This is a genomic window from Butyricimonas muris, assembly GCF_046365375.1.
Lineage (GTDB): Bacteria > Bacteroidota > Bacteroidia > Bacteroidales > Marinifilaceae > Butyricimonas > Butyricimonas muris.
In genome coordinates, this window is the sequence record NZ_JBKEIT010000010.1 from 98832 (window position 1) to 122213 (window position 23382).

27 protein-coding genes and 1 riboswitch are annotated in these 23382 nt (G+C 44.0%); of the genes, 21 read left to right on the forward strand and 6 right to left on the reverse strand.

Going from position 1 to position 23382, the window contains the following annotated elements; translation table 11 throughout:
• Positions 1-42 precede the first annotated feature (42 nt).
• The 16 genes from ACK8P8_RS16190 to ACK8P8_RS16265 all read left to right on the forward strand — a co-directional run bounded on the left by ACK8P8_RS16190 (position 43) and on the right by ACK8P8_RS16265 (position 9777).
• Entirely contained in the window at positions 43-549 is a 507-nt protein-coding gene (locus tag ACK8P8_RS16190; RefSeq protein ID WP_099291245.1) for a hypothetical protein, read from the forward strand.
• A gap of 61 nt (positions 550-610) precedes the next feature.
• A complete protein-coding gene (locus ACK8P8_RS16195; RefSeq protein WP_141560913.1) occupies positions 611-1330 on the forward strand; it encodes a hypothetical protein in 720 nt (239 codons plus the stop codon).
• Between the two features lie 140 nt (positions 1331-1470).
• Positions 1471-1986: a hypothetical protein gene (locus ACK8P8_RS16200; RefSeq protein WP_410026059.1), complete on the forward strand. Its 516-nt coding sequence runs from the start codon at positions 1471-1473 to the stop codon at positions 1984-1986.
• A 96-nt stretch (positions 1987-2082) separates the two neighbouring features.
• Positions 2083-2427 carry a hypothetical protein gene (locus tag ACK8P8_RS16205; RefSeq protein ID WP_369859571.1) on the forward strand — a complete coding sequence of 115 codons (345 nt, stop codon included), beginning with the start codon at positions 2083-2085 and terminating at the stop codon, positions 2425-2427.
• Positions 2428-2452: 25 nt separating this feature from the next.
• Positions 2453-2692, forward strand: coding sequence for a hypothetical protein (locus ACK8P8_RS16210; RefSeq protein ID WP_141560911.1), 240 nt, complete (start codon positions 2453-2455; stop codon positions 2690-2692).
• A 421-nt stretch (positions 2693-3113) separates the two neighbouring features.
• Positions 3114-3527 (forward strand): LytR/AlgR family response regulator transcription factor, encoded by a 414-nt coding sequence (locus tag ACK8P8_RS16215; protein ID WP_099291241.1) that lies wholly within the window; start codon positions 3114-3116, stop codon positions 3525-3527.
• A 155-nt stretch (positions 3528-3682) separates the two neighbouring features.
• On the forward strand, positions 3683-5275 hold the full coding sequence (locus tag ACK8P8_RS16220) for a PD-(D/E)XK nuclease domain-containing ATP-binding protein (RefSeq protein ID WP_099291240.1): 1593 nt from the start codon (positions 3683-3685) through the stop codon (positions 5273-5275).
• 333 nt (positions 5276-5608) lie between these two features.
• Entirely contained in the window at positions 5609-6229 is a 621-nt protein-coding gene (locus ACK8P8_RS16225; protein WP_369859572.1) for a DUF6266 family protein, read from the forward strand.
• A gap of 72 nt (positions 6230-6301) precedes the next feature.
• Positions 6302-6598 carry a MerR family transcriptional regulator gene (locus tag ACK8P8_RS16230; protein ID WP_141560910.1) on the forward strand — a complete coding sequence of 99 codons (297 nt, stop codon included), beginning with the start codon at positions 6302-6304 and terminating at the stop codon, positions 6596-6598.
• Positions 6583-6957, forward strand: coding sequence for a 3TM-type holin (locus ACK8P8_RS16235; RefSeq protein WP_369859573.1), 375 nt, complete (start codon positions 6583-6585; stop codon positions 6955-6957). The genes ACK8P8_RS16230 and ACK8P8_RS16235 overlap by 16 nt, the downstream gene beginning before the upstream one ends.
• 24 nt (positions 6958-6981) lie before the next feature.
• Positions 6982-7572 carry an N-acetylmuramoyl-L-alanine amidase gene (locus ACK8P8_RS16240; RefSeq protein WP_369859574.1) on the forward strand — a complete coding sequence of 197 codons (591 nt, stop codon included), beginning with the start codon at positions 6982-6984 and terminating at the stop codon, positions 7570-7572.
• 161 nt (positions 7573-7733) lie between these two features.
• Positions 7734-8360 carry a DUF6266 family protein gene (locus tag ACK8P8_RS16245; protein WP_369859575.1) on the forward strand — a complete coding sequence of 209 codons (627 nt, stop codon included), beginning with the start codon at positions 7734-7736 and terminating at the stop codon, positions 8358-8360.
• A 93-nt stretch (positions 8361-8453) separates the two neighbouring features.
• Entirely contained in the window at positions 8454-8615 is a 162-nt protein-coding gene (locus ACK8P8_RS16250) for a hypothetical protein (RefSeq protein WP_176554979.1), read from the forward strand.
• A gap of 85 nt (positions 8616-8700) precedes the next feature.
• Complete coding sequence (locus ACK8P8_RS16255) at positions 8701-9243, forward strand: RNA polymerase sigma factor (protein WP_369859576.1); 543 nt, start codon at positions 8701-8703, stop codon at positions 9241-9243.
• Positions 9244-9320: 77 nt separating this feature from the next.
• Positions 9321-9554 carry a DUF4160 domain-containing protein gene (locus ACK8P8_RS16260; RefSeq protein WP_369859577.1) on the forward strand — a complete coding sequence of 78 codons (234 nt, stop codon included), beginning with the start codon at positions 9321-9323 and terminating at the stop codon, positions 9552-9554.
• A 4-nt stretch (positions 9555-9558) separates the two neighbouring features.
• The gene (locus ACK8P8_RS16265) at positions 9559-9777 is read left to right on the forward strand and encodes a DUF2442 domain-containing protein (RefSeq protein ID WP_369859578.1); all 219 of its coding nucleotides are present in this window, start codon (positions 9559-9561) and stop codon (positions 9775-9777) included.
• A 27-nt stretch (positions 9778-9804) separates the two neighbouring features.
• On the opposite strand, the gene lepA is transcribed toward ACK8P8_RS16265, so the two are convergent.
• The 3 genes from lepA to ACK8P8_RS16280 all read right to left on the reverse strand — a co-directional run bounded on the left by lepA (position 9805) and on the right by ACK8P8_RS16280 (position 14213).
• Positions 9805-11592 (reverse strand): translation elongation factor 4, encoded by a 1788-nt coding sequence (lepA, locus tag ACK8P8_RS16270; RefSeq protein WP_099291853.1) that lies wholly within the window; start codon positions 11590-11592, stop codon positions 9805-9807.
• A gap of 114 nt (positions 11593-11706) precedes the next feature.
• On the reverse strand, positions 11707-12765 hold the full coding sequence (pstS, locus tag ACK8P8_RS16275; RefSeq protein WP_369859579.1) for a phosphate ABC transporter substrate-binding protein PstS: 1059 nt from the start codon (positions 12763-12765) through the stop codon (positions 11707-11709).
• Between the two features lie 257 nt (positions 12766-13022).
• On the reverse strand, positions 13023-14213 hold the full coding sequence (locus tag ACK8P8_RS16280) for a uracil-xanthine permease family protein (RefSeq protein ID WP_099291232.1): 1191 nt from the start codon (positions 14211-14213) through the stop codon (positions 13023-13025).
• 100 nt (positions 14214-14313) lie between these two features.
• Between ACK8P8_RS16280 and ACK8P8_RS16285 the strand changes: the two genes are divergently transcribed.
• From ACK8P8_RS16285 to ACK8P8_RS16305, 5 genes are all read left to right on the forward strand, one after another.
• Positions 14314-15192 (forward strand): YicC/YloC family endoribonuclease, encoded by an 879-nt coding sequence (locus ACK8P8_RS16285; protein WP_099291231.1) that lies wholly within the window; start codon positions 14314-14316, stop codon positions 15190-15192.
• A gap of 39 nt (positions 15193-15231) precedes the next feature.
• On the forward strand, positions 15232-15579 hold the full coding sequence (locus ACK8P8_RS16290) for a four helix bundle protein (protein WP_369859580.1): 348 nt from the start codon (positions 15232-15234) through the stop codon (positions 15577-15579).
• Between the two features lie 59 nt (positions 15580-15638).
• Positions 15639-16199, forward strand: a complete 561-nt coding sequence (gmk, locus tag ACK8P8_RS16295; protein ID WP_186974804.1) for a guanylate kinase — start codon at positions 15639-15641, stop codon at positions 16197-16199.
• Positions 16200-16201: 2 nt separating this feature from the next.
• Complete coding sequence (gene nadD, locus ACK8P8_RS16300; protein WP_227217038.1) at positions 16202-16798, forward strand: nicotinate (nicotinamide) nucleotide adenylyltransferase; 597 nt, start codon at positions 16202-16204, stop codon at positions 16796-16798.
• Between the two features lie 174 nt (positions 16799-16972).
• Positions 16973-17160: riboswitch (cobalamin riboswitch) on the reverse strand.
• A gap of 244 nt (positions 17161-17404) precedes the next feature.
• Positions 17405-18319: a YitT family protein gene (locus ACK8P8_RS16305; RefSeq protein ID WP_186974802.1), complete on the forward strand. Its 915-nt coding sequence runs from the start codon at positions 17405-17407 to the stop codon at positions 18317-18319.
• A 31-nt stretch (positions 18320-18350) separates the two neighbouring features.
• Here the strand turns inward: ACK8P8_RS16305 and ACK8P8_RS16310 are convergent, their stop codons facing one another.
• The 3 genes from ACK8P8_RS16310 to ACK8P8_RS16320 all read right to left on the reverse strand — a co-directional run bounded on the left by ACK8P8_RS16310 (position 18351) and on the right by ACK8P8_RS16320 (position 23338).
• Positions 18351-19640 (reverse strand): hypothetical protein, encoded by a 1290-nt coding sequence (locus ACK8P8_RS16310; protein ID WP_369859581.1) that lies wholly within the window; start codon positions 19638-19640, stop codon positions 18351-18353.
• Positions 19641-19796: 156 nt separating this feature from the next.
• Positions 19797-20093, reverse strand: a complete 297-nt coding sequence (locus tag ACK8P8_RS16315) for a PG0541 family transporter-associated protein (protein WP_186974800.1) — start codon at positions 20091-20093, stop codon at positions 19797-19799.
• An 89-nt stretch (positions 20094-20182) separates the two neighbouring features.
• Positions 20183-23338: an efflux RND transporter permease subunit gene (locus ACK8P8_RS16320; RefSeq protein WP_369859582.1), complete on the reverse strand. Its 3156-nt coding sequence runs from the start codon at positions 23336-23338 to the stop codon at positions 20183-20185.
• Between the last annotated feature and the right edge of the window lie 44 nt (positions 23339-23382).

Consider the following 23382-nt stretch of genomic DNA (forward strand, 5'->3'; position numbering starts at 1 on the left):
CACCCTCTTTCGTGCTCCAATAATCCTTTAAATTTTAAGACTATGAAGAAAATTATGTTATTGCTGGGAATTTGTTTCTGTATCACGGGAGTGTATGCCCAGCGGTTTGAATCAAAACCGATTGACGACGGGGACTCGTTTGAAATAAGGATTAAAAACTTTAACAAGTTGTTCGGGGAGATGTTTGAACCCGAGAAACTAGCCTCGTTGTCGAAGGAAAAAAAGAAGACCGAGCAACGTGCCGAATGGCGTAACAAGTGCGCGAAAAGATTGATGACGGATAAATTGAAAGAAATACTGAAAGAAGTTGGAGAGACGGAAGGCGGCGGGCTGTGGGTAACGTTTTACATCGATGCAAATGGCAACGTGTTGACCGTGCAGTTTGTAGCGTCCTCCACGGTTTACGTGAAACTGCCCGCCAAAATATTGAAAGAATTGTATAACATGGCGATGAATGAAAAGTTTGATCCCTCTTGTTACGATTTCAATAACCAACGAACTTACGCCGTCGACGGCTTTGATTTGATGAAACGAGCGGTAGGGAAATGAATTAATGGTTATGTAGATTCAATGAAATACGGCTAAAGAGAAATAAAATATTGAAATGCTTATGAAAAGAATACTATTAATTTTCTTGGTCATTTTGTGGTTTACAAGTTGCCAGGAATCACTATTAGAGGATTCTATATCGGAGGTATCAACGGAGAGTGAGTTAAATCTGCTTCGCCCATCGGGTACAAAATATTATGCCATTATCGCTCCCACGTCACCACTGACACCTATGCAAAAGCAATATTTATTAGAATGTTTGTATAGTTTGGAAATGAAATACCCTGAATTAGATGCTGTTATATCAAATATTATGCAGAATAGGGGAGCTTTAATGTTTAAAATGAATTCAAAATTAAGTAGTTACGCTGCATATGATTTTTCTAGTATTGAATTTCAAAGTGATATCTTCATCGAAGATGAACTGGTACTGGAAGAAATTCTGCACGTCGCACAGGATATTAATTACGGTTACGAGGTGATGAGATATGCGACAAAGAACATAGAATTCGAAGCTCGAGTTCTACGGGATATTTGGGAATTACGACGTGCTCAAAGAGAACATTCACCAACATGGTATCCTCGAGCTTTTGAAAAATTTGGAGAATATAATGCATGGCTTGTTAGTCTTAGTTGCGGGAACTTGTTTTTTTTAGGTGTTCCAAAATTTAATGAGTACGTACAAAAATGGAATGATCCTCTTTATGAGCGTTATAATCTTCCTTTTTATCCTGACTTTAATCCAAGCTTTTTGAAATCTTTTGTAGGAGACTCACTATAAATATTTTGAATTATGAAAAAAATAATATTACTTATAAGCTTTTGCTGTTTTGGCTTTATCATGCAAGCGCAAGAGTTTTTAATAGAATCTCTAGGGGGTATAGTGATTCTACCGTTATTATGTACATTTCGAATCGAAATATGAGAGAAGATCGTACTTTACTTTTTCGGTATTTGTCTTCTGATGATGGTAAGCTATTTTCTAAACACGAGGAGTTTCGAAAGAAATGGTTGAAGCAAATTAAAAATGAAGTGCTCACGAGGGAACTTAAGCACAGCTTGAAAGACACGAGCATTTTTGCTGATAAAAGATTTTGGATATATGTTTATTTTGATAAGGAGGGGAAAGTTTTTACTGTTACTTTCGAGATTGAAAAACATATCTATAACCTGTTGCCGGAAAAATGGGTGAAAGAAACATTCAATTTCTTGATGAAAGAAAAGATTAATATAACTGAAATTTGGGAAACCTCTTCTGCCAAGCCTGATGCACTTGCGAGAATGAAATTTTCCGTCAAAGACTTTTTCCTCGGAAAAATCAGAGATCAAAAAGAACTGATAGAAAAACCAACGAAGCCAAAGAGAATATATCCTCCATGTGGTACGTTCACTACCAAGATAAAGCCTGGCTACAGATCCCCCTCGGAAGTGTTTTAAATAAATGATCGAGGTAATAGGAAGAGATTGCTTCGTTCATCATTTGATGTGGATTTTTTATATACAGGTATTAATCACGGGCAAGAAAGAATAAAGGTGACAGAAGAACTTCGAGTAAAATTGAATGATTCGCTTTTTTCCCATTTTTATATGGGTGAAAGTAGTAAGCCATTTCTCGACTCGGGGCATAAAAGAGTGATTTATGATTCATCAAGAGTAAATGATGAGGATGATTTCACGTATAATCTTTTTATCTCAAAAGAAATGGGAGCAGAAAGTGTTTATGACACGCTTTTGAATTTCGCTAAGCAAAATGCGATAGAGATTTGTGATGTGCAAGACACGAGTTTGTTTGTACTTGTTCCAACTCCTTCGGAAGGAATGCTAACGGAAGGGATTGATTTGATGATAGATTATAACTCTATTATGAATTTTTTTTAACAAGCGAGGTCATTACCCAATACTAGTGGTTAACACTATTATTCCATTTTGGGGAGATGTAACTTACACGGGTTGGGATAAAGGCATGAAATTGTACGTGTTGGTAGCCGGTGCAAGTAAGTATGCAGAAGACTGTTACCTATATAACAAGAAAGGGGAATTACCCCCGGAATGGGGACATGGTTATTCCCGGGGGAATAGTGATCAACGAGAAGAAGAAAGAGATTTATTACTGGCTCGTGATCGGGTAGATTGTCGGTCGTGAGAGCTTGAAAAAAGTATCTAAAATAGTTTTCAACCGGGAGGGTATATATTTCTCTCTCCGACGAAGCAAATAGTGGTATTAGTATTTCCGTTAGAGTTTTTTTTTCAGGAAGATCAGGGGGCAAGAAGTTTGGGAAAAATACCCGATAAAGGATCCCTAGGATTAAGTTTAAATAAATGATCGTGGTAGTTGGAATTGGTGGCCTCGTTCATCATTTTTAAACAGTGGAGTGAATGACATAATAAGCGTGTGGTAAGATTATTTGACGGATAAGCCGGAACAAATACTGGGCAAGTTGGTGAATAGTAGCGTTTATCCGTCCAGAAAATCGAGACGAGTGGCGTGAACTAAAGTGGTAAATTGGACAAAAGATAGTCGGGTACCCGCCGGTGCTTCTTTCCGAAGGCATAAATCTATATATATGGAAAAGAATGCACGAGGTGTATCGGCACCTGTAAGGCCAGCCCGTAGAATCAATAACGGGCTTTTTATATTGAATGGCGAGTGTCGCCAGAGATACCTTTATGTCGACATCCTTTTGGTGGAGGCATCGAGGAGTTATTGTCATGTTTATTTGAAAGACGGTACCCGGCTCACGGTAACAAGTCCCTTGTTAGCGTTGGAACGTAAATTACCGTGGCAATTTTTCGCCCGGGTACACCAGAGCTATCTTGTAAACTTGCTTCACGTTGACGCTTTTTTCGGCACTTCGGTAGTCCGTGTCGGTGGAAAACTGATACCCGTCAGTAAACCCTATCGGAAAGAGTTGACTGAAGTGTTTAATATTTTGGAGGACACGTCCAAACGATTGGATAAAAAAGAGGATAAAGAGTAATTTTTAATTATTAGTATAAACCCGCCCGGGGAATGAGTCCACTGGCGGGGAACCCCGGTCGTGGATTACAACCAAAGATTAAAATATTTTGAGGAGTTGGGACGAGGAAAATATTGTACTATCTTTGTGATAATAACCTTAAAAGTAGTTTGGCTATGAAGTACCCGATAGGAATGCAGAGCTTTGACCAGATCATAGAGGACGGTTATGTCTACGTGGATAAGACAGAGATGATATATTCTCTCGTGAAAGGGGGAAAAATTTATTTTTTGAGCCGTCCCCGTCGTTTCGGGAAGAGTTTGTTGGTATCGACCTTGAAGAATTATTTTCTTGGTCGAAAGGAACTTTTCAAGGGGTTGGCGATCGACGAACTGGAGAAAGATTGGTTCACTTATCCGGTATTTCATATTGATTTTAACGGAAGTGATTTCACTGAGGGAGGTGCGTTGGAAAATGTGATTGAAGGATATATTTCTGGTTGGGAGCGTGATTTAGAGATAGTGCCGGACAATTCCCTCGACAGAGGACGACGTTTCATTCGAGTGTTGGCGGAAGTACACGAGCGAACGGGACGTCGTGCGGTGGTGCTTATCGATGAGTATGACAAGCCGATCCTTGATGTGCTTGATACCCGGTTAGAAACGGAGGTCGACGGGAACCGGATGTTGTTAGAAGACCGTAACCGGGGAATCCTGAAAGGTTTTTACTCTGTATTCAAGGCAGCCGATGAGCACTTGCAATTTGTTTTCTTGACAGGGGTGACGAAATTTTCCCAAGTAAGCGTGTTCAGCGGTTTTAATCAACCGAAAGACATCAGCATGGACGGGCGTTACGAAACGCTTTGCGGGATCACGCAAGAGGAGTTGGAAAGCTATTTCGCGGAGGCGATCGTTGCTATGGCAGCGAAAAGGAAGTATGGTGTCGAGGAGATTAAACAATTGTTAAAACGTCAGTATGACGGTTATCATTTTGGCGAAGAGTTGGTGGATGTCTATAACCCGTTCAGTTTGCTGAACGCTTTCGATTCGATGAGAATACAGGATTACTGGTTCCAGAGCGGTACGCCGACTTACTTGATTCGCTTGTTGAATCATGCGCGAGAGAATCTTGATGAGTTGACTGGTCAATATTACGATCCGCGGGAGTTCGTGGATTACAAGGCAGACGTGGAGAAGCCATTACCGATGATCTACCAAAGCGGTTATCTCACGATAAAGGATTACAACGTGCGTCGCAACACGTTTTTGCTTGACTTCCCGAACAACGAGGTGAAAAGTGGTTTTCTGACAATGATAGCCTCGGATTACTTGAAACCGAAAGTGCGCGTGAACAACTGGGTACTGAACGTGGTGGATGCGCTGGAGGCAGGCGACACGGAACAATTTCGGGTGCTGTTGACCTCGTTCTTGAGCGACATTCCTTACACGATGCGCCGCAAGGAGAACGAGCGGGAACGGGAGCGTTATTTTCATTATACTTTCTATTTGTTGATGCGTTTAGTGAGTGTCTACACGGTGTACACGGAGAAGCAGCAGAGCGAGGGGCGAGTGGATTGCATCGTGGAGACGGACGCTCACGTTTATATCTTCGAGTTCAAGTTGGATGGAACGGCGGATGAAGCTTTGCACCAGATAGAGGAGAAGGGATACGCTTTGCCTTACTTGAATGACTGTCGTCTATTGCATCGTGTCGGGGTTAGCTTCTCTTCCGAAACGGGGACCGTGGATGATTGGAAGGTGATAGAGTAAATATTCATTATAGGGAATCCCGTTGTAAATGGGGAAAAATCCCGTGGAGAAAAGGGAATATTGACGCTTTAAAGCCGGTACAAAGTCGGTGCAAAGCCGCTCACGGGCGTCTTTGTACCGGGAGTGAGGCGGGCGTGAAAGGGGATTGCGGTGTTAGTTGGAGGGTATTTCATGAGAATGTGTTATTTTATTCGTGTGGTGGTGGGCACGAGGTAATCAAAAGGGAAGAAGTTTCGTGACAAGGGGAAGAACGTTTCGTTCAAAGGGAAAATAGAGTTGTTGACGCTTGTATGGCAAGTTATTTTTGTATCGTTAAATGAAAAATAAACGAATATGGCAATAACGAACAGTACAATTCAAGGGAAAGTGGGAAACGCTATTTTTTATCGGGTTGGGCGGACGAGCCGGGTGAGAAGTATGCCCGCGGGGTATCTTGACGCAAATACTTTGCAACAGCAGGAAAATCGTTCTCGTCTGAGAGTGGCGACCCGTTTTTATCAATGTTTGGCGGAAACTGTCCTCCGGGATGCGTGGAAAGTGGCGGTGGGAGAATCGGGAGTGAACGGTTTCAATTTTTTTATGAAGGTAAACATGATGGTTTTCCGTCCGGATGGCAAGATTGGCGATTTCTCCCGCTTGCAATTGGCCGTGGGTATGATGCAAAAGGTGGATCATTTGTCGGCGATGGTCGGGGATGATGATACCGTGACGTTGACATGGGAGAATGGTCCTAACTTGCCCTCGGCACGGGTGGATGATAGTCTGGTGGTGGTCGTGCTGTACGGGAATCGTTCTTTCACGCCCGTGTTTGTTGAAATCGACGGGGCAACGAGAGGAGACGGGAAAGCAACATTCCGGCTGGAAAGGAAACGGGGTACGGCGGCACATTTGTACAGCTTTTTCCGGGAGAAAGAGGGGAAGGCGTATTCGGGGAGCCAATACATTCGAATTTAAGATTTATGATTTATTGATTCAGTAATTTCTGATTTAGTGATTTACATTTTCAACTTTCAATTTTCAATTAACATGGCAAGAGTAGTTAACAAAAATGAAAAAGGGGGAGAAATGTCCCTATTGTTGCTGCGGCAACTGAAAGAGTACCGGCAGGAGGTTCGGTTGGCGATAGAAACGGCGGCGAACGTGTCGCACAGGTTGATGACCGCCGCGGAAGTTTGCAAGGCGATGGGTATCTCTGCTAATACTTTGCGCCGTTACGAGAAATTGTTTGCTATCCCCGTGCGGAGAATGGGAAACAAGAAGTTTTACTTCGAGGCAGAGGTAAAGAATAGTATTCTCGCGGGATTCAGGTGGTGGAAGGAGTAAAGGGTGTGGTCAGTGCGGTTGGCGAGGTGGTCGACCGCCTGACACTCCCGGCAAGGGAGAAGAAACAACTGGAAACGGATTTGATGCGTGTTTTCGTGGAGTGGGAACAACGGGTGATAGAAGCCCGGTCGGCAGTTCTGGTAGAGGAAGCCCGGGGTACGTGGTTGCAACGATCGTGGCGCCCGATGGTGATGTTAACGTTCGCGGTGATCGTGCTGGTGGGAACATTCGTGAGTTTGCCGATACTTGATGATACCTCCCGATTCTGGGATTTGTTGGAGATCGGGTTAGGCGGCTACGTGATGGGGAGAAGCGGGGAGAAAATCGTGCAAGCCTTCACGGGAAAAAAACGCTTCTAATTTTTGATTTTAGATTTACGATTTATGAGTTCATTTTCAATTTTCAATTCTCAATTTTCAATTGTCAACCACCGTTTGGTGGGAGACGGGGTGAGTCATCTGGTGTGCGCCAAAAACACGCGTAAACTTGTAGGGCCGGATATGATTGTATTGCATTACACGGCTGCGGCAGGTAGCGAGGCTGCAGCAATCTATCTGACAAGGCCTGACGTGAACGCTTCGGCACATCTGGTGATCGGGCGGGAGGGTAAGATTATTCAACTGGTGCCGTTTGACACGGAGGCGTGGCATGCCGGACGGAGTTGGTACGCGGGGCGTTCGGGACTGAATCGTTATTCCATAGGGATCGAACTGGATAATCTCGGATTATTACGCTGGCGTGAAGGTTTGTTTATTGCCGAGTGTGGACGAATCGTTCCGGCAGAGGAAGTTTACACTCATGACTCGGGTGGGAAATTGACTTACTGGCATCGTTACACGAGGGTACAGGCATTGATGAAGGTATGCGAGGTGTTGGAAGAATATTACCCAATCAAAGACGTGGTGGGACATTCGGCTATCACAACGAGAAAGGTGGACCCGGGACCGGCACTGGAATCTGCGCTGAGGGAATGATTTATGATTTTAGATTTTAAATTTTAGATTGAACTCCCTCCCGGCTTCGCCGTACTCCCTCTATAAACAGAGGGAGAGCTGAATTACCTTATATTATTTGGTTCGTGAAGTTGAGGGAGGAGTTCATTTTCAATTTTCAACTTTCAATTTTCAATTATTTTATGGCAGAATTTAATTCTTATTTGTTAGGTAAAGCGAGAAAATCAGTAGGTAACATCACGTTGTGTTACACGAGGAAGAAGAACATCGCGAAGGCGAAGATATTCTCCCGGAAGGATAACCCGACGCCAGAGGCTTTGGCACAGCGGGCGAGGATGAAAACGTTAGTACAGCTATCCCAGAGTCTATTGCCGATCGTGCAGAAAGGCTTCGTGGGGATCGGGAAGGGGACGACGTCGAATGCGTTCGTGGCGTCGAATCAGAAAGCCGTAACGGTGGACGAGAAGAACGTGGCGACAGTAGATTTTGAGAAATTGCTGGTAGCTACCGGGTTGGTGAATCCGCCGAAGGTAACGGTAATGTACGACGAGGAGAGTAAGAAGTACCAGTTCACGCAGGAAGTACAGGAAGAGGAGGACGGGTACGCTTCCGCGGAGGACAAGGTGTATGGTGTATTGTACGAGACGACACGGGGACGGGCGAGACTGGTGGCGTTGAGAGAGCGTGGCGAGAGTGGCAGCACGAGTTGTGCGCTCCCGGAAGAGTGGGACAACACGAACGTGAAGGTGTATTGTTTTGCCACGTTGAAAAACGGGAAAAGGGCGTCGGACAGCTTACTGATTTCTTGATTTCTGATTTTAGATTGGGTGATTTCAGCCGCACGGGGCTTCGCTTTTGGGCGGCTGGAGCCCTTTTGTTTTTAACTTTCAATTTTCAATTGTATGGATTATTTTGTGATAGGAATGTTTACAACGTTGAGTTTTAACTCGGTGTTGTCGCAGGTGGCAGATCACTTGTTTGCCGGCATGGTTAGTATCGTGGGAGGAATCGTGAGTTCGATAGCAGTGGCTTGGGTGAAGCGACGATGGAAGAAACGAGAATAGTATAATTTTGGAATAACTTGTATAGATACTATGAGATTTGTAATTTTTTTCTAACTTTGAGGAGGAAAATATCAAAGTGTCGTGTATGGATCCTTGCAGGAATGATGATGAGCTTACGGTTTTGTTAACACGTTTTAATCGACGTGATACTTCGGCTTTTACTTCCGTGTATATGAAATATTTCACGGAACTTCATACTTACGCTAGGCGTCTTTACGCGACTACTTCAATGGAACCGGATGATGTGGTGCAGGATGTGTTCTGTAATCTCTGGGAGCGGACGGATATTACTTTTGACAGTTTTTTGAAAATAAAGGCTTTCCTGTTTGTTGCGATCAAAAATGGTTACAGGAATTACGTGAATCATTTGGAAGTGGAGCGGAAATATAAAAATGTGGCAGAATTGAATGGCGGTTTTGAGAATGATATCGTGGAAAGTGAACTGGGGGCTTCATTGTTGGAATATGTCGAGCGGATTCCTGATCCCGGGGGGAAAGTGATGAAACTTTATCTGTCGGGTTTCGAGGCGGAAGAGATAGCCGAGAAGTTACGGATGAGTATTCGTACCGTGTATAACACGAAACACCGGGCTATCGGGATGCTGAAAAGGTTTTTTGCCTTAAAATAGAGTCTGGGTAAGTTTTATTTCTCCTTGTATAAGTGGAATAAATTTGTTATATTTGTGTATAATGAAAATAAGATAGTATGCCGACATTGTTTATATTATTTGGATTGCGTTTCTTTTTTTATTCAAACGATCATGAACCGATTCATGTTCATGTGCGTAATGCAGACGGGGAAGCAAGATTTTGTGTGAGTCCGGTATTATTAATAGAAAACAAGGGACTTAAAAATAAAGATTTGAATCTTGCGGCAGCGATTATTGAGGAAAATAAAGAGATTATAATAGAACGCTGGAATGAATATTTTAATAAATGAGAATATGATAAAAGTTAAGAAAGTTTGGTTGGATAACGAACGCATTTTTATTGAGACGGATAAAGGCGAAGTGAAAAGTCATCCTTTCTCGTGGTTTCCGCGTTTGTTTAAGGCCACACCGGAGGAAAGAAGAAAATTTGAGTTGTCCCCTTTTGGAATTCATTGGCCGGAATTAGATGAAGACTTGTGTTTTGAGGGTTTTTTCGAGTTTTCTAAAATATAGTAAGCGAGGTGTGTTTTAACACACCTCTTAGTCCAGTTTCAGTACGGCAAGGAATGCTTTCTGCGGCACTTCGACGTTACCGATTTGTTTCATTCGCTTCTTTCCTTTTTTCTGTTTTTCCAATAGTTTACGTTTACGGGAGATATCACCACCGTAGCATTTTGCCGTCACGTCCTTGCGAACAGCCTTGATTGTTTCGCGAGATATGATCTTCGCTCCAATGGCAGCCTGTATGGCGATATCGAATTGTTGGCGGGGAATCAGTTCTTTCAATTTCTCGCAAATGCGCTTCCCGAAGGAGTAAGCATTGTCGAAATGGATAAGGGCGGACAGGGCGTCCACGGATTCACCGTTGAGCAGGATATCCAGTTTCACCAGATTTGCCCGACGATAACCGATCTGGAAATAGTCGAAAGAGGCGTATCCTTTCGTGATACTTTTCAGTTTGTCGTAGAAGTCGAAGACGATTTCAGCTAGTGGCATCTCGTAATTCAACTCGATACGATTTCCGGTCAGGTAATGTTGCTTTATCAGTATCCCGCGTTTACCGAGACAAAGCGTCATGATTTGTCCGATATAATCCGTGGGGGTGATGATTTGTGCCTTGATATAAGGTTCCTCGATATAATCCAGTACGGTAGGTGACGGCATATCCGAGGGGTTGTGCATCTCGAAGGATTCGCCTTTTGTGGTGTGGGCGATATACATTACGTTGGGAACCGTGGTGATAACGTTCATGTCGAACTCGCGGTCGAGGCGTTCCTGCACGATTTCCATGTGCAACATGCCCAAGAATCCGCAACGGAACCCGAAGCCCAAGGCGGCAGAAGATTCCGGCTCAAAGGTTAACGAGGCATCGTTTAATTGCAATTTCTCGATAGAAGTACGCAAGTCTTCATAATCTTCCGAATCAATGGGATAAATTCCGGCAAAAACCATAGGTTTCACCTCTTCGAATCCCTCGATCGCGGTTTCACACGGGCGACTGACATGGGTGATGGTATCACCGACTTTTACTTCGGACGAAGTTTTAATTCCCGAGATAATATATCCCACATCCCCGGTGCATAATTCGTTACGGGGTTCCTGTTCCAGACGCAATACTCCAATCTCGTCAGCATCGTACTCTTTGGCTGTACTGACAAATTTCACTTTATCACCTTTCTTCAAGCTGCCGTTCATGATCCGGCAATAGGTAATAATCCCTCGGAATGAATTGAATTCCGAGTCGAAAACCAGAGCTTGAAGAGGAGCGTCCGGATCTCCCGTGGGAGCCGGAATCCGTTCGACCACGGCTTCCAGAATTTTGTCCACACCCAATCCCGTTTTTCCGCTAGCCTCAAGGATATCTTCCCGGTCGCAACCGAGCAATTCCTCGATCTGGTCCTTTACCTCTTCGGGCATGGCGTTCGGCATATCCATTTTATTGAGTACCGGGATAATCTCCAGGTTATTGTCGATGGCGAGATAGAGGTTCGATATCGTCTGTGCTTGAATCCCCTGAGTGGCATCCACGATCAGCAAAGCTCCTTCGCAAGCGGCTATCGAGCGTGAAACCTCGTACGAGAAGTCCACGTGTCCCGGGGTATCAATCAAGTTAAGGACGTATTTTTCGCCTTTATAATTGTAGTCCATCTGTATAGCATGGCTCTTGATGGTAATTCCCCGTTCTCGCTCCAAGTCCATATCGTCAAGCACTTGTGCTTGCAAATCTTTCCCCACGACAGTCCCTGTCGTTTCCAACAAACGGTCGGCAAGAGTACTCTTGCCATGATCAATATGCGCTATGATACAGAAATTTCTAATGTTCTTCATTCGGGTGTAAAACTCTAAATTAGGGTGCAAAGATAGTGATTTTCTTGTTATAAAAAAAGAGAGTATCTCGATGACAGAGATACTCTCTTTGTGATATGGTATCGTATGGATTTATTATAAAATCGGTTTTCCATTATAGGTAACCGACTTCAGTAATGCTTTCGCGTTTTTCACGGCTTTGGAGGGAAGCGGGGAGTAGTTTACTTTCGTGGTCATGGATTGTGCTTCCGAATCCAACATCCAATCTAAAAGTTTTAGCGTTTCTTCTGCTTGTGCCAGACTCCTGTTGGCATAGGCTTGTTCCTTGTACAGGAGAATCCATGTAAAGCAGCTGATCGGGTAAGCATCCGGTGCGGTGGAATTGGTAATCATCGTGCGGGTGTCGGCGGGCATGTCTCCTTTGGCGGCGGCGGAGATACTTTCCGTGTTCGGGTTGATGAACTTTCCGGCTGCATTTTTCATTTGCGCGAATTGGATTTTCATGGCAAAGGCGTACTCGGAACCCACGTAACCGATAGAACCCACGGTCTGGCTGATTACCCCGGCAACACCCGGATTGCCTTTAGCTGCCATTCCTGCCGGCCATTTCAATGATTTTCCGGTACCGATTTTTTCTGCCCATTCCGGGCTGATTTTGGTCATATAGTCACTGAACACGAAAGTGGTTCCACTACCGTCTGAGCGATACACGGGACTCATGTCTTTGTCGGGTAAATTTACTCCGGGGTTGATAGCGGCAATGCGGCTGTCGTTCCATTTGGTGATTTTACCCATGTAAATGTCTGCCACTATCTCTCCGGTTAATTTCAGATTATCTACTCCCGGAAGATTGTAGGCTAACACCACGGCTCCCATACAAGTCGGGATGTGGATCACCGCGGCGGGCATTTCGCTCATTTCTTTGTCTGAAAGGTAAGCATCCGAACCTCCGAAATCCACGATTTTATCTTTCAGGCTGCGGATACCTCCACCGCTGCCGATTCCCCCGTAAGTGACGGAATTCCCGGTTTTGTCCTGATAGGTCTTGAATGCTAGGTTGTAGAACGGAAGAGGGAAGGTAGCCCCGGCTCCCGAGATAGATACTTTTTTGTTGGGAGTGGTTTCCCCATTCGTCGCGTTGCTGTTGAAAATAACAGCTAACATTAAAATTGTTGTTAGAAATAAGTTTTTCATTTTCTATTCATTTAAGTAATCTGTTTTCTATCTTTTTACGACCGCAATTTCCGCTGATATTGTGAATCTTTTGTTACAGCACAGATACTTAATTGTTAAGAATATATGGGTCCATAAGGTCTATAATGTCTGTAATGTCCATAAGGTCACGGGTGTTCTTCGGACAATATTTATTGACAGCTGAAGCTATTGTAAACAAAGTGCCCCACAGGGGGCTGTGGACTTTCGACCTTATGGACTTTATAGACCTTATGGACTTACTTCGTGGTTTCTTGTGGTAAAATCAAGTTAAGTACGACTCCGAGTAAAGCGGCAAGTCCGATTCCCGACATGGAAAAGTTGCCCCATTGGAAGGCGGCACCGCCGATACCGAAAGTCAGGATGAGGGAAACGACAATCATATTTCTGGTTTTCGAGAGATCCACTTTGTTTTGGATCAGGTTGCTCATGCCCAGTGAAGCGATAGTGCCGAAAAGCAGTAACATGATACCACCCAGCACGGGGGCGGGGATGGATTTCAAGAAAGCGCTTATTTTACCGAAAATAGAGAAAATAATACCTGTAACAGCGGCAATCCGGATGACTGCCGGGCTGGTTACTTTCGTCAAGGAAACGGCGCCTGTTACTTCAGAGTAAGTTGTTACCGGGGGACCGCCGATGAGTCCGGCAAAAACACAGGCAATACCGTCACCCAGCAAGGTGCGGTGTAACCCGGGATTCTTGATAAAATCTTTGCCCGTGACGCTATTCACGGCGTAGACATCCCCGATATGCTCGATGACGGGAGCGATGGCCACGGGTATCATAAACAGAATGGCTTCCCACGAGAAATCCGGGGTTATAAATTGAGGCAAGGAAAACCACGGGGCTTCCTTTACGGGAGTCGTGTTTATGCCATAAAAGAAAAATGCCACGAGATAGCCCACGATAATCCCGCAAAAAATAGGGATTAGTTTTAAAAGTCCTCTTCCTTTCAAAGAAACAACGACAGCGGTGACGAGAGCGGTTAGGGCAAGAATCCAATTCTCGCTAGCCATTTTCACGCCGGCTCCGGCGAGAGATAACCCGATCAGAATAATGACCGGACCGATAACAATCGGGGGAAACAGTCTTTTTATAAAGTCCGTGCCTCGCCATTTGACGAGCAGACTCATGACTCCATATACCGCACCCACGGCAACCATGCCGGAGAGAGCTCCTGCCATGCCGTACAATTCCGCGGCTTTTATGATGGGAGCGATAAAAGCGAAACTACTGCCGAGGAAGATAGGTACGATACCTTTGGTCACAAGGTGGAAAAGCAATGTCCCGATTCCTGCTGTGAGAAGCGCGGTGGACGGGTCAAGCCCGACAAGTAGAGGAACGAGTACGGTAGAACCGAAAGCGACGAAAAGAAATTGTACGCCGACAACTCCTTTTTGGAAGGTAGAGAGACGATTTGTTTCCATTATGTAGTGTTTAAAACTCAACAAAGGTAAATATTCGACGTCGGTTTTCAAAAAAAGCCTTACTTTTGTGCTTAAATGTTTGTATAAAAAACAAGAACGTATGATAAAATCAATGACCGGTTTCGGTAAAGCAACAGCAGACTACGGAACGAAGAAAGTAATTGTCGAAGTAAAAAGCTTGAATTCAAAGCAATTGGATATTAATCTTAGAACCCCGAGTCTTTACAAGGAGAAAGATATCGAGATCCGGAATATGATTAAAAATGTGTTGGAACGCGGTAAGGTGGATATGTATATCTATTTTGATAACGCGGAGGAAGAAAAAGGAGTCGCGGTGAATCAGGCGGTGGTGAAACAATATTACAACCAGATGAACGAGGTGGCTTCGTCTTTGGGTATTGAGATAGATAAAGGGGAATTACTACAAACCGTGATGCGTTTCCCGGATACCATGCAGGTGAAGATGGATGAATTGGATGAGGAAGCTTGGAATGCTTTGAGAAGTGCTATCGAGAAAGCCTTGTCCGACGTGGATCAATTCCGCGTACAGGAGGGAAAGGTATTGATTGCCGATATATTGAAACGTGTAGATTTAATCAAGAGTCTATCTGCCGAAGTCCCCCGCTTCGAGAAACAACGCGTGGTGACGATTAAACAGCGTTTGCAGGACAAAATGAAAGAGTGGGGCGAAATCAAAAATATCGACGAGAACCGTTTAGAGCAGGAAATCATCTATTATCTTGAGAAACTTGATATCACGGAAGAGAAAGTTCGTCTTGCCAACCATTGTAAATACTTTATCGAAACTGTCGAGAAAGAAGTTGCTCCCGGTCGTAAACTCGGATTTATAGCCCAAGAAATCGGTCGTGAAATCAACACCATGGGTTCCAAGGCTAACGATCACGACATTCAAAAGCTCGTCGTCCGCATGAAAGATGAACTTGAAAAGATAAAAGAACAGAGCCTTAATGTGTTATAAGTCCGTAAGGTCTGTAAGGTCCATAAAGTCCATAAGGTCATGAAAATAGAGAGATTTGAAGAAATTCTTGCTTGGCAGAAAGCTAAGGAGTTAACAAAAAATATTTATAAATTGTTGGCTCCAATAAAGGACTATGGTTTTAAAGAGCAGATACAACGGGCTGCTGTTTCTGTCATGAATAATGTTGCAGAAGGTTTTGAACGTCGATCAGATAAAGAATTTAAGCACTTCCTTTTTGTTGCTAAAGGATCTTGTGGAGAGGTTCGTTCAATGTTAATATTAGCCAAAGAATTGGATTATATAGAAAAGAATACTTGTGCCGATTTGATTTTGGAAACAGAAAGAATCTCCAAAATGTTATCGAATTTTATAAAAATGTTAGATTAACAAAGAAGGACCTTATAGACCTTATGGACTTTATGGACCTTATAGACTTATAATTAATAATGAAAAAAGTGATTATTTTCTCAGCTCCCAGTGGTTCCGGGAAAAGTACTATTGTGAATTATCTGCTCTCCCGGGGTTTGGGATTGGAATTTTCGATTTCAGCGACGTGCAGATCGCCGAGAGGGGAAGAGCGGCATGGGAAGGAATATTATTTCTTTTCGACGGATGAATTTAGACAGAAGATCGATAAGGATGATTTTTTGGAGTGGGAACAGGTTTATCCGGGTTGTTATTACGGGACACTGAAGAGCGAGTTGGAAAGGATTTGGGCGAAGGGGCATACGGTCGTATTCGACGTGGATGTTGTCGGGGGCGTGAATATCAAGAAGATATTCGGGGAACGGGCTCTTTCTATTTTTGTGCAAGCGCCATCCGTGGAGGTTTTACGTCAGCGATTAGAGTCCCGGGGTACCGATTCCGCGGAGAAGATCGAGGAGCGGGTGGCGAAAGCGGAATATGAAATGACCTTTGCCGATAAATTTGATATCGTCGTAGTGAACGATAAGCTGGAAAGTGCTCTGGAGCAGGCGGAAAAAGCGGTAAGAGATTTTTTGAAATAGTTATGGCGGTGCAGGATGAAAAGGGATACAGGCAGCCCGTGACGGCTCTTTTTTTCGGTTCGTTCAACCCGATCCATAACGGTCACGTGGGAATTGCCCGCTATTTATTGGATAATAAATTGTGCGACGAGGTATGGTTTGTTATCAGTCCCTGTAATCCTTTTAAAATCAATCGGTTCCTTTTGTTGGAGGCAGACCGTCTGCGAATTGTTGAGGCAGCTATTGCCGACGATCCCCGGATGCGAGCCTGTGACATTGAGTTCACCATGCCTAAACCCTCTTACACGGTGGATACACTGCATTTATTGTTCGAGAAATACCCGGGGCGGGAATTCGTTTTGGTCATTGGTGGGGATAATGTCGAGAATTTTACGAAGTGGAAAGACTATCGTTGGATCGTGCAACATTGCCCTATTTTCGTGTATCCCCGGTTAGGAATAGACGTGACTGTCGGGCAATTCCCGGGAATGCGGATGATAGATGCTCCTTTGTTTCCCTTGTCCGCGACAGAAATCCGGGAAATGATTATTCAAAAGAAAGATATTACCGGCTTGGTTCCGGATGCGATTTTGTCGCTGGTGAAAGAATTTTACGGGTAGTCTATAAAAATAAGTGAGCTTGTAAATTCAACGTAAAACAAGTTGGCAGAGATATTTTACATCCAATTACGTGCTCACTTATTCACAGAACAATGCTTGTTGGAAAATTGGGGTAGAGGAAAATCGTGGACACTCACGATAGACATCTGGCCAGCTTCAATTCCCGAAAGCCACATAAACAGTTACGTCTTGGCAGGTTTTCTGACTTGCTTCCTTTTCGTCGCCTTCCCATCTATGTACAGACAGTGGCAGTAGAGACTAAAGTTATGAAGCTTACAGCTGCGGGTACAGTTCCCGACTCTCACGGGATTCCCTTCTAATGTTACGACTAACATTAACTCTCCAATACATTCACAAACGTAGGGAAAATAATTGAAAATTGAAAATGGAGAATTGAAAATTATTTCTGAAGGACTTTTTTGGTTTTTGTATAATTATGAAGCGGATTGTATAATTATGCGAGTTGTTTTATTTGTATTGTATTGATATGTAGTGTAATACAATAATTTTTCAAGCCACGAAAACGTTGTAAAAAGTCGAAAACAAGTTGTACTTTTGTGCCGTTAACGAGTGCGATTAATAAGTCGAATAATAAATGAATTTAGTATGGGATTTGTAACTAAGGAGAAATTATTCTCTAAGGATTTCTTTATCACTTATGCTTGGTTGCTGGGTGGTTGTTTCGTGTTTGCCGTGGGTGCAGTGATGTTTGCGGAGCCTTATGGTTTTGCTCCGGGAGGCACCTATGGTTTGTCAATGGTATTCCATCATTTGTGGGGTTGGAGAACAGAACTTTCCGCTCTTTGTATGGACATCCCGTTGTTGTTGTTGGGAATTTATTTCCTGGGAGCGAAGTTCGGAATTAAAACAGTGATCTGTACATTTGCTATCCCCAGTTTCATGTGGTTGATCCACCAGACGTACGGTTTTGATGCTTTGTTGGAGCCCGGTATCACGGAGCGTACAATGCTTCAGGAACCCTTGTTGTCATCTATTTTCGGTGGTATCGTTTACGGTATCGGTATCGGTATGATTTTTAAGTCCCGTGCTACCTCCGGGGGATCGGATATCATCGCCATGATCTTGAACAAGTACACGCATATTTCTCTCGGTACACTGGTAATTATCGTCGACTGTACGATTACCTTAACTACCGTGGTGGCTTTCGGGGATTGGAAATTGCCGATGTACTCTTGGATTATTGTCTTCATAGAAGGTAAAGTGATCGATTTGATCGTGGAAGGTGCTTCCGTGCACAAGACCTTGATGATCGTGACGAAGGAGGTTGATACAGTCAAGAATATCATCTTGAACGACATCAACCGCGGAGCGACAATTCTTCCGGCAATCGGTGCTTATAAAGGAGAATCTCGCGAAATTGTTTACACGATTCTTACCCGTCGTGAAATGATGATCTTGCGTCATCGTATTCGTGAAATCGATCCGGATGCTTTTATCAACGTGATCGACTCCCGGGAGATACTTGGAAGGGGATTCAAGTCGTTGAAGAATGACGAATAAAAAGTGGCTTAGGCCACTTTTTTTATATCTGTTATTTTAATTTCCTGTCTTGGTAAGGAACAATCTCTTTCATCTTCCGGTAATCGAGACCGTCAAAATTAACAAGTACGTTATTGCCAAAATGTATACTGAAAACATCTCCCGTGTCTGCCCAAACTTTTACTTTAGCAGCTTCTTTATTCTCTAGATTGTCTTCGAGAGGATTACGATACAAGTTTACCTCGTAATACATCCTGTTTTTATTTTTGTCATGTTCTTTCCATGTTTTGCTACAAATCTTTGGAGGAAGATACTTTTGGTAATAATGCTTCATTTCGCCTTGTCCCACGTTTACCATGGTTGTGGAATCGGTCAAGGGCCTTTGGTATTCTCGGTAATAGCCCGGCCCTATTGTTAATACTGCTTCTTTACTAAGTTGCAGGAGCAATGAATCTCGTGTATTGGCAACTAAAGAGTCTAACCGCACTTTTTTCCGTTGAGGATCTAATTCCAAACCACTTTGCATGAGTGGAAGCAGGAATTTGTTGCGTCCCCGGGTATCTGAGATTTCTTCCATAAGGGCGCCACTTAATTTTATCTCGATCCCATTGCCGAATTTGACTTGGCGTAATTCGCTGGTTTTTGCCCATATCTCTATTTGAGCCGAATAGTTTCGAGAAAAATATTCTTCTCTGCCATCGTAAAGATAGGATACAATGTAATACTTGTATCTGCCGAATTCTCTTTCCTCTTTGTCTGTTGGTCCTTTACGAGGATCTATTGGGATGTATGCTGCTGAAATTGTTATAGAACGTCCCCCGTCATCCAAACTGATGCCTTTGGTTATTTCCGGCTTGTAATCTTCCCGGTAATATTCGGGAGCAAACTTTTCCATGAAAATACGGCACCATGAAGATAATGTGCTATCTCTGCTATCATCCGAGTAGAACGGATCGTCTAAATTGAGAGAATTACGAATAGGGCGAAGGGGAGGTAGAGGAACCTCGTGTCTTTGCTGATAAGGTATAATTGTATCTTGAAAATGTCCGGGTTCATTATAGGCGCGATAGCCATTCCCAAAAGCGATAAAAAATGGTTTTCGGGTATCGATGTTTATATATACTTCCGCGGCGTAATCACACCAAAGGTCTTCTTCACGCGGCTTGCTGGCAAAACTAACACTAAAGAAACGGAATTTCCCTTTCGAGCCTGTCCAACTTTCTCCGCTGCCGTCAATCTTTACTTCCCGGTCTGCCCGGTAATAATCCGGTCCATGTTTGAGTACCGTTTTTTTAGCGATTTCTACTAAAATACTATCCCGTTTTTCTGTGGGGAGTAGCATTAAATCAATCTTTTGAGCATAACTATTTGAAATAAAAAATAATAAAAGAAAGATCGTTATATGGAGGGGATGCTTTTTCATAAAAATGTCATTATGCATCCAAATGTAATATTTATTCGGCATAATAACAAAAAAAAGAGCCTTTCGGCTCTTTTTTTAATACATATCTGTGATATCCCAGACGAAAGCCCGGATTCCGTTTTCTTTGTTTACCTCGTCCAGATTCTTGACGTATTTCAGAATCAAGGGAACCATCTCTTCTTCAACAACGGTTAAAGTGGCGGAGTTCATTTCCGGCCATGTATGGCTACCCATTCTGGGTTCGCCATCCGTGGTCCCTGCCCCGTTGATTAGCGGCCATTGCGTGAATCCCCGCACTTGCAATTGGTCAAGGATATAAGCGACACGCTCTGTCAAGGCTTGATTATATGTGATAAATACTGCTTTTTTCATATTGACTATGTTTAATTTTGATTTTAGATTTACGATTAGCAACCGGACGGGTCTTTTCAAAATCGTAAATCTAAAATCATAAATGTGATTTATTTTTTCTTCGGGAGATCTCTTTCCGCGTCGAAATCACTCATGAACTTAAATTGTTTTCTGAGGTTTTTCTGTTTGTCACGGCTTCCGCTCTTGTCCATGGCCGCGTATACGGCGGGTACGATCAACATGGTGATGATCGTGGAGAAAATCATACCACCGATCACGGCGATACCCATCGGGCGCCATGTTTCAGAACCTTCACCCACGCTCAATGCCATCGGCACCATACCCAGAATAGTCGTCAACGACGTCATCAATACCGGACGCAAACGAGAACGACAAGCTTGGGCGATTGCGTCGTACAAGCGGATTCCGCGTTCACGCATCAAGTTGATAAAGTCGATCAGCACGATACCGTTCTTTGTCACGATACCCACCAACATAACGGCTCCCAAGGCGGCAACGATACTCAATGTCGTGTTCGTGATCAACAATGCAAGGATCACACCGGTAAATGCGAACGGGATAGCCAACATGATGATAAACGGCATCTTGAATGACTCGAACTGTGCCGCCATCACGATGTACACTAACATCAACGACAGTAACAACAACATGATCAAAGAACTGAACGATTCCTGTTGATCCTCGTAACTACCTCCGATGTACAAGCTCACGTCTTGCGGAACATCTTCCAAGTTATTGATGAGAGTTTGTGCTGCTTCCGCGATATCTCCCAATGCAACTCCCGCTGCCGGGGTAATAGATACTTTCAAGATACGCTGTTTACTCTTGCGCTCGATGTTTGGCGGAGAGAAGAACTCTTCAATCGTTCCGAGTTCTTGTAAACGAACCTTTTCTCCTTTACCGTCAACAATAATGATATTCTCGATCTCGGACAGGGTTGAACGATATTTCTCGTCGAAACGTACGATAATATCATATTCCTCTCCGTTTTCTTTGTATTTACTGTTCCGGTACCCGTAGATGCGGTTACGCAAGTACGAACCGACCTCGGAAGTTGTCAACCCGTGACGGGCCAGTTTGTTCTGATCCAGTACCACGCGAAGTTCTGACTTATCCTCGTCCCGGCTGATCTTGATATCCTCCGCGCCGGGGATAGAACGGGCTTCAGTGGCAATCTGGTGTGCCAGATTGGTCGTCGTGTTGAAATCGTGTCCCATGATCTCGACGTCTACCGTGTTACCGCCCATGGAGCCACCGCTCGATGTGGTTACCGTGTATTGCAGGATGTCCGGGAATTGTTTCAAGATTCCGCGCACTTGGTCGGCAATCTCGAATACGCTACGTTTACGGTCTTTTATATCTACCGTTCTCAGACGCATGTTCAGAATATTGTTACCCGTGCTGTTCATCATGGAAGCGAAAGATGCTTCTTCCTCGCTACCGTATGAAAGGTTGATCAGCGTGATTTCCGGGATACTGTTGCGAATCACCGAGTCTATATCTAATGCCACTTTCTTCGTTACCTCCACGCGCTGGCCGGATTGCATCTTGGCGTACACGTTCATGTAGTTCTGGTCATTCTGGGGCATAAAGTCCGTCTTGATCAGTTTAGCGAGGAACAGTGAGGCAAAGAACAGGGCGAACATGGACACGATCGTTACCGATTTGTGAACAAGTACCCAACGAATCAAACGTTCGTACACGTTATCCAACTTCTCCAGCATCCGGGATACGAAGTTATAGAAACTGAATTTCTTGCTGTCCGTTTTCTCTTGGATTTTCATCAATTGAGAACAAAGCATCGGGGTTAACGAGATAGCCGTTACGGTTGAAGTACATACCGTGATACAAACGATCCAACCCAATTGCTTGAACAGGATACCTGTCATACCGCTTACCAGCGTCAACGGGAAGAACACGGCTACGGTAACCAGCGTGGTCACGATTACAGACAACCAAACCTCGTTCGTACCGTATTTTGCCGCTTCACGCGGACGGCTACCGCGGTCGATATGTTTCGTGACGTTTTCCAGTACCACGATGGCGTCGTCCACCACCATACCGATTGCAATGGAGAGGGATGACAGAGAGATGATATTCAATGATTCTCCTGTCGCGAACAAGTAGATAAAGGCAACAATCAAAGAAATCGGGATTGTCAGCGCGATGATAAAAGTAGCACGCCAGCGTCCCAAGAACAGGAACACGACCAAAACCACGAAAATCAAAGCGTACATCAAAGAGTCCTGCAAGTTGTTGATGGACTTAACGATAAAGTCCGAGTTATCCGAGATGATCTGGAATTTGATATCTGTCGGCAACTCTTTCAAGGTTTGCTCGATCTCTTTTTTAGCTTGTTTTGCCACGGCAACGGCATTCGCGTCCGTTTGTTTAGTTACCATCAATACACCACCCCGACCTCTGTTGATGGATTGTTCAAGGGTAATATCTTTCAAGGTATCACGAACGTTTGCCACGTCGCGCAAGTAAATAATCTTGTTGTTTTGGGTTCCCAGTACAATATTCTTGATCTGGTCACTTTCCTCGAATTCTCCTTCCACGCGTAGGGTATAGTCCATGTCACCCATTTTCACGTTACCGGAAGAAATGTCCTTGTTCTCTGCGAGAATCTTACTACCGATCTGTTCCAGCGTCAAGTTATAAGCGTCAAGTTTGTTCGGGTCAAGATCCACGTAAACCACACGTTCCGGGGCTCCGGCAACGATAACGGATGCTACTCCGTCCACGCGGTTCAACCGGGTGATTAACTTATCGTCCAGAATCTTGTCGATACCGGGGTAGGACTCTTCTGCCGTGATAGCGTATATCAAGATAGGCATCATCGACGTGTTGAAACGCATGATCGTGGGGCGGTCGATGTCATCCGGAAGGTTGTTCATCGCTTTATCCACGGCATCCCGCACGTCATTAGATGCTTCGTCAAGGTTTACTTCCCATTCGAACTCCAGTGACACAACGGCCAGGTTATCGTAGGAAGTGGAAGTCATTTCTTTCAAGTCGTCCACCGAGTTCAACTGGTCCTCGAGGATTTTGGCAACGTTCTCTTCAATATCTGCGGCATTCGCACCCGGGTAGGTAGCCATTACCGTGATGTAAGGCGGGTCCATTTTGGGGTACTGGTCCACCGGCAATTGTATATAAGAGGCAATACCCAATACCATGATGGCAAGGAAAACCATTAAGGTAGAAATGGGTTTATTGACCGCTGTATTGTATATACTCATATTTCGAATTTTAAATTTTAGATTTTAAATTTTAGATCGAGGGT

Excerpts from the sequence above, each read along its gene's own strand:
- ACK8P8_RS16190 (WP_099291245.1), top strand. The coding sequence starts at position 43 with ATGAAGAAAATTATGTTATTGCTGGGAATTTGTTTCTGTATCACGGGA.
- ACK8P8_RS16195 (WP_141560913.1), top strand. The coding sequence starts at position 611 with ATGAAAAGAATACTATTAATTTTCTTGGTCATTTTGTGGTTTACAAGT.
- ACK8P8_RS16200 (WP_410026059.1), top strand. The coding sequence starts at position 1,471 with ATGAGAGAAGATCGTACTTTACTTTTTCGGTATTTGTCTTCTGATGAT.
- ACK8P8_RS16215 (WP_099291241.1), top strand. The coding sequence starts at position 3,114 with ATGGAAAAGAATGCACGAGGTGTATCGGCACCTGTAAGGCCAGCCCGT.
- ACK8P8_RS16220 (WP_099291240.1), top strand. The coding sequence starts at position 3,683 with ATGAAGTACCCGATAGGAATGCAGAGCTTTGACCAGATCATAGAGGAC.
- ACK8P8_RS16225 (WP_369859572.1), top strand. The coding sequence starts at position 5,609 with ATGGCAATAACGAACAGTACAATTCAAGGGAAAGTGGGAAACGCTATT.
- ACK8P8_RS16230 (WP_141560910.1), top strand. The coding sequence starts at position 6,302 with ATGGCAAGAGTAGTTAACAAAAATGAAAAAGGGGGAGAAATGTCCCTA.
- ACK8P8_RS16240 (WP_369859574.1), top strand. The coding sequence starts at position 6,982 with ATGAGTTCATTTTCAATTTTCAATTCTCAATTTTCAATTGTCAACCAC.
- ACK8P8_RS16245 (WP_369859575.1), top strand. The coding sequence starts at position 7,734 with ATGGCAGAATTTAATTCTTATTTGTTAGGTAAAGCGAGAAAATCAGTA.
- ACK8P8_RS16250 (WP_176554979.1), top strand. The coding sequence starts at position 8,454 with ATGGATTATTTTGTGATAGGAATGTTTACAACGTTGAGTTTTAACTCG.
- ACK8P8_RS16255 (WP_369859576.1), top strand. The coding sequence starts at position 8,701 with ATGGATCCTTGCAGGAATGATGATGAGCTTACGGTTTTGTTAACACGT.
- ACK8P8_RS16260 (WP_369859577.1), top strand. The coding sequence starts at position 9,321 with ATGCCGACATTGTTTATATTATTTGGATTGCGTTTCTTTTTTTATTCA.
- ACK8P8_RS16265 (WP_369859578.1), top strand. The coding sequence starts at position 9,559 with ATGATAAAAGTTAAGAAAGTTTGGTTGGATAACGAACGCATTTTTATT.
- lepA (WP_099291853.1), bottom strand. The coding sequence starts at position 11,592 with ATGAAGAACATTAGAAATTTCTGTATCATAGCGCATATTGATCATGGC.
- pstS (WP_369859579.1), bottom strand. The coding sequence starts at position 12,765 with ATGAAAAACTTATTTCTAACAACAATTTTAATGTTAGCTGTTATTTTC.
- ACK8P8_RS16280 (WP_099291232.1), bottom strand. The coding sequence starts at position 14,213 with ATGGAAACAAATCGTCTCTCTACCTTCCAAAAAGGAGTTGTCGGCGTA.
- ACK8P8_RS16285 (WP_099291231.1), top strand. The coding sequence starts at position 14,314 with ATGATAAAATCAATGACCGGTTTCGGTAAAGCAACAGCAGACTACGGA.
- ACK8P8_RS16290 (WP_369859580.1), top strand. The coding sequence starts at position 15,232 with ATGAAAATAGAGAGATTTGAAGAAATTCTTGCTTGGCAGAAAGCTAAG.
- gmk (WP_186974804.1), top strand. The coding sequence starts at position 15,639 with ATGAAAAAAGTGATTATTTTCTCAGCTCCCAGTGGTTCCGGGAAAAGT.
- nadD (WP_227217038.1), top strand. The coding sequence starts at position 16,202 with ATGGCGGTGCAGGATGAAAAGGGATACAGGCAGCCCGTGACGGCTCTT.
- ACK8P8_RS16305 (WP_186974802.1), top strand. The coding sequence starts at position 17,405 with ATGGGATTTGTAACTAAGGAGAAATTATTCTCTAAGGATTTCTTTATC.
- ACK8P8_RS16310 (WP_369859581.1), bottom strand. The coding sequence starts at position 19,640 with ATGCTACTCCCCACAGAAAAACGGGATAGTATTTTAGTAGAAATCGCT.
- ACK8P8_RS16315 (WP_186974800.1), bottom strand. The coding sequence starts at position 20,093 with ATGAAAAAAGCAGTATTTATCACATATAATCAAGCCTTGACAGAGCGT.
- ACK8P8_RS16320 (WP_369859582.1), bottom strand. The coding sequence starts at position 23,338 with ATGAGTATATACAATACAGCGGTCAATAAACCCATTTCTACCTTAATG.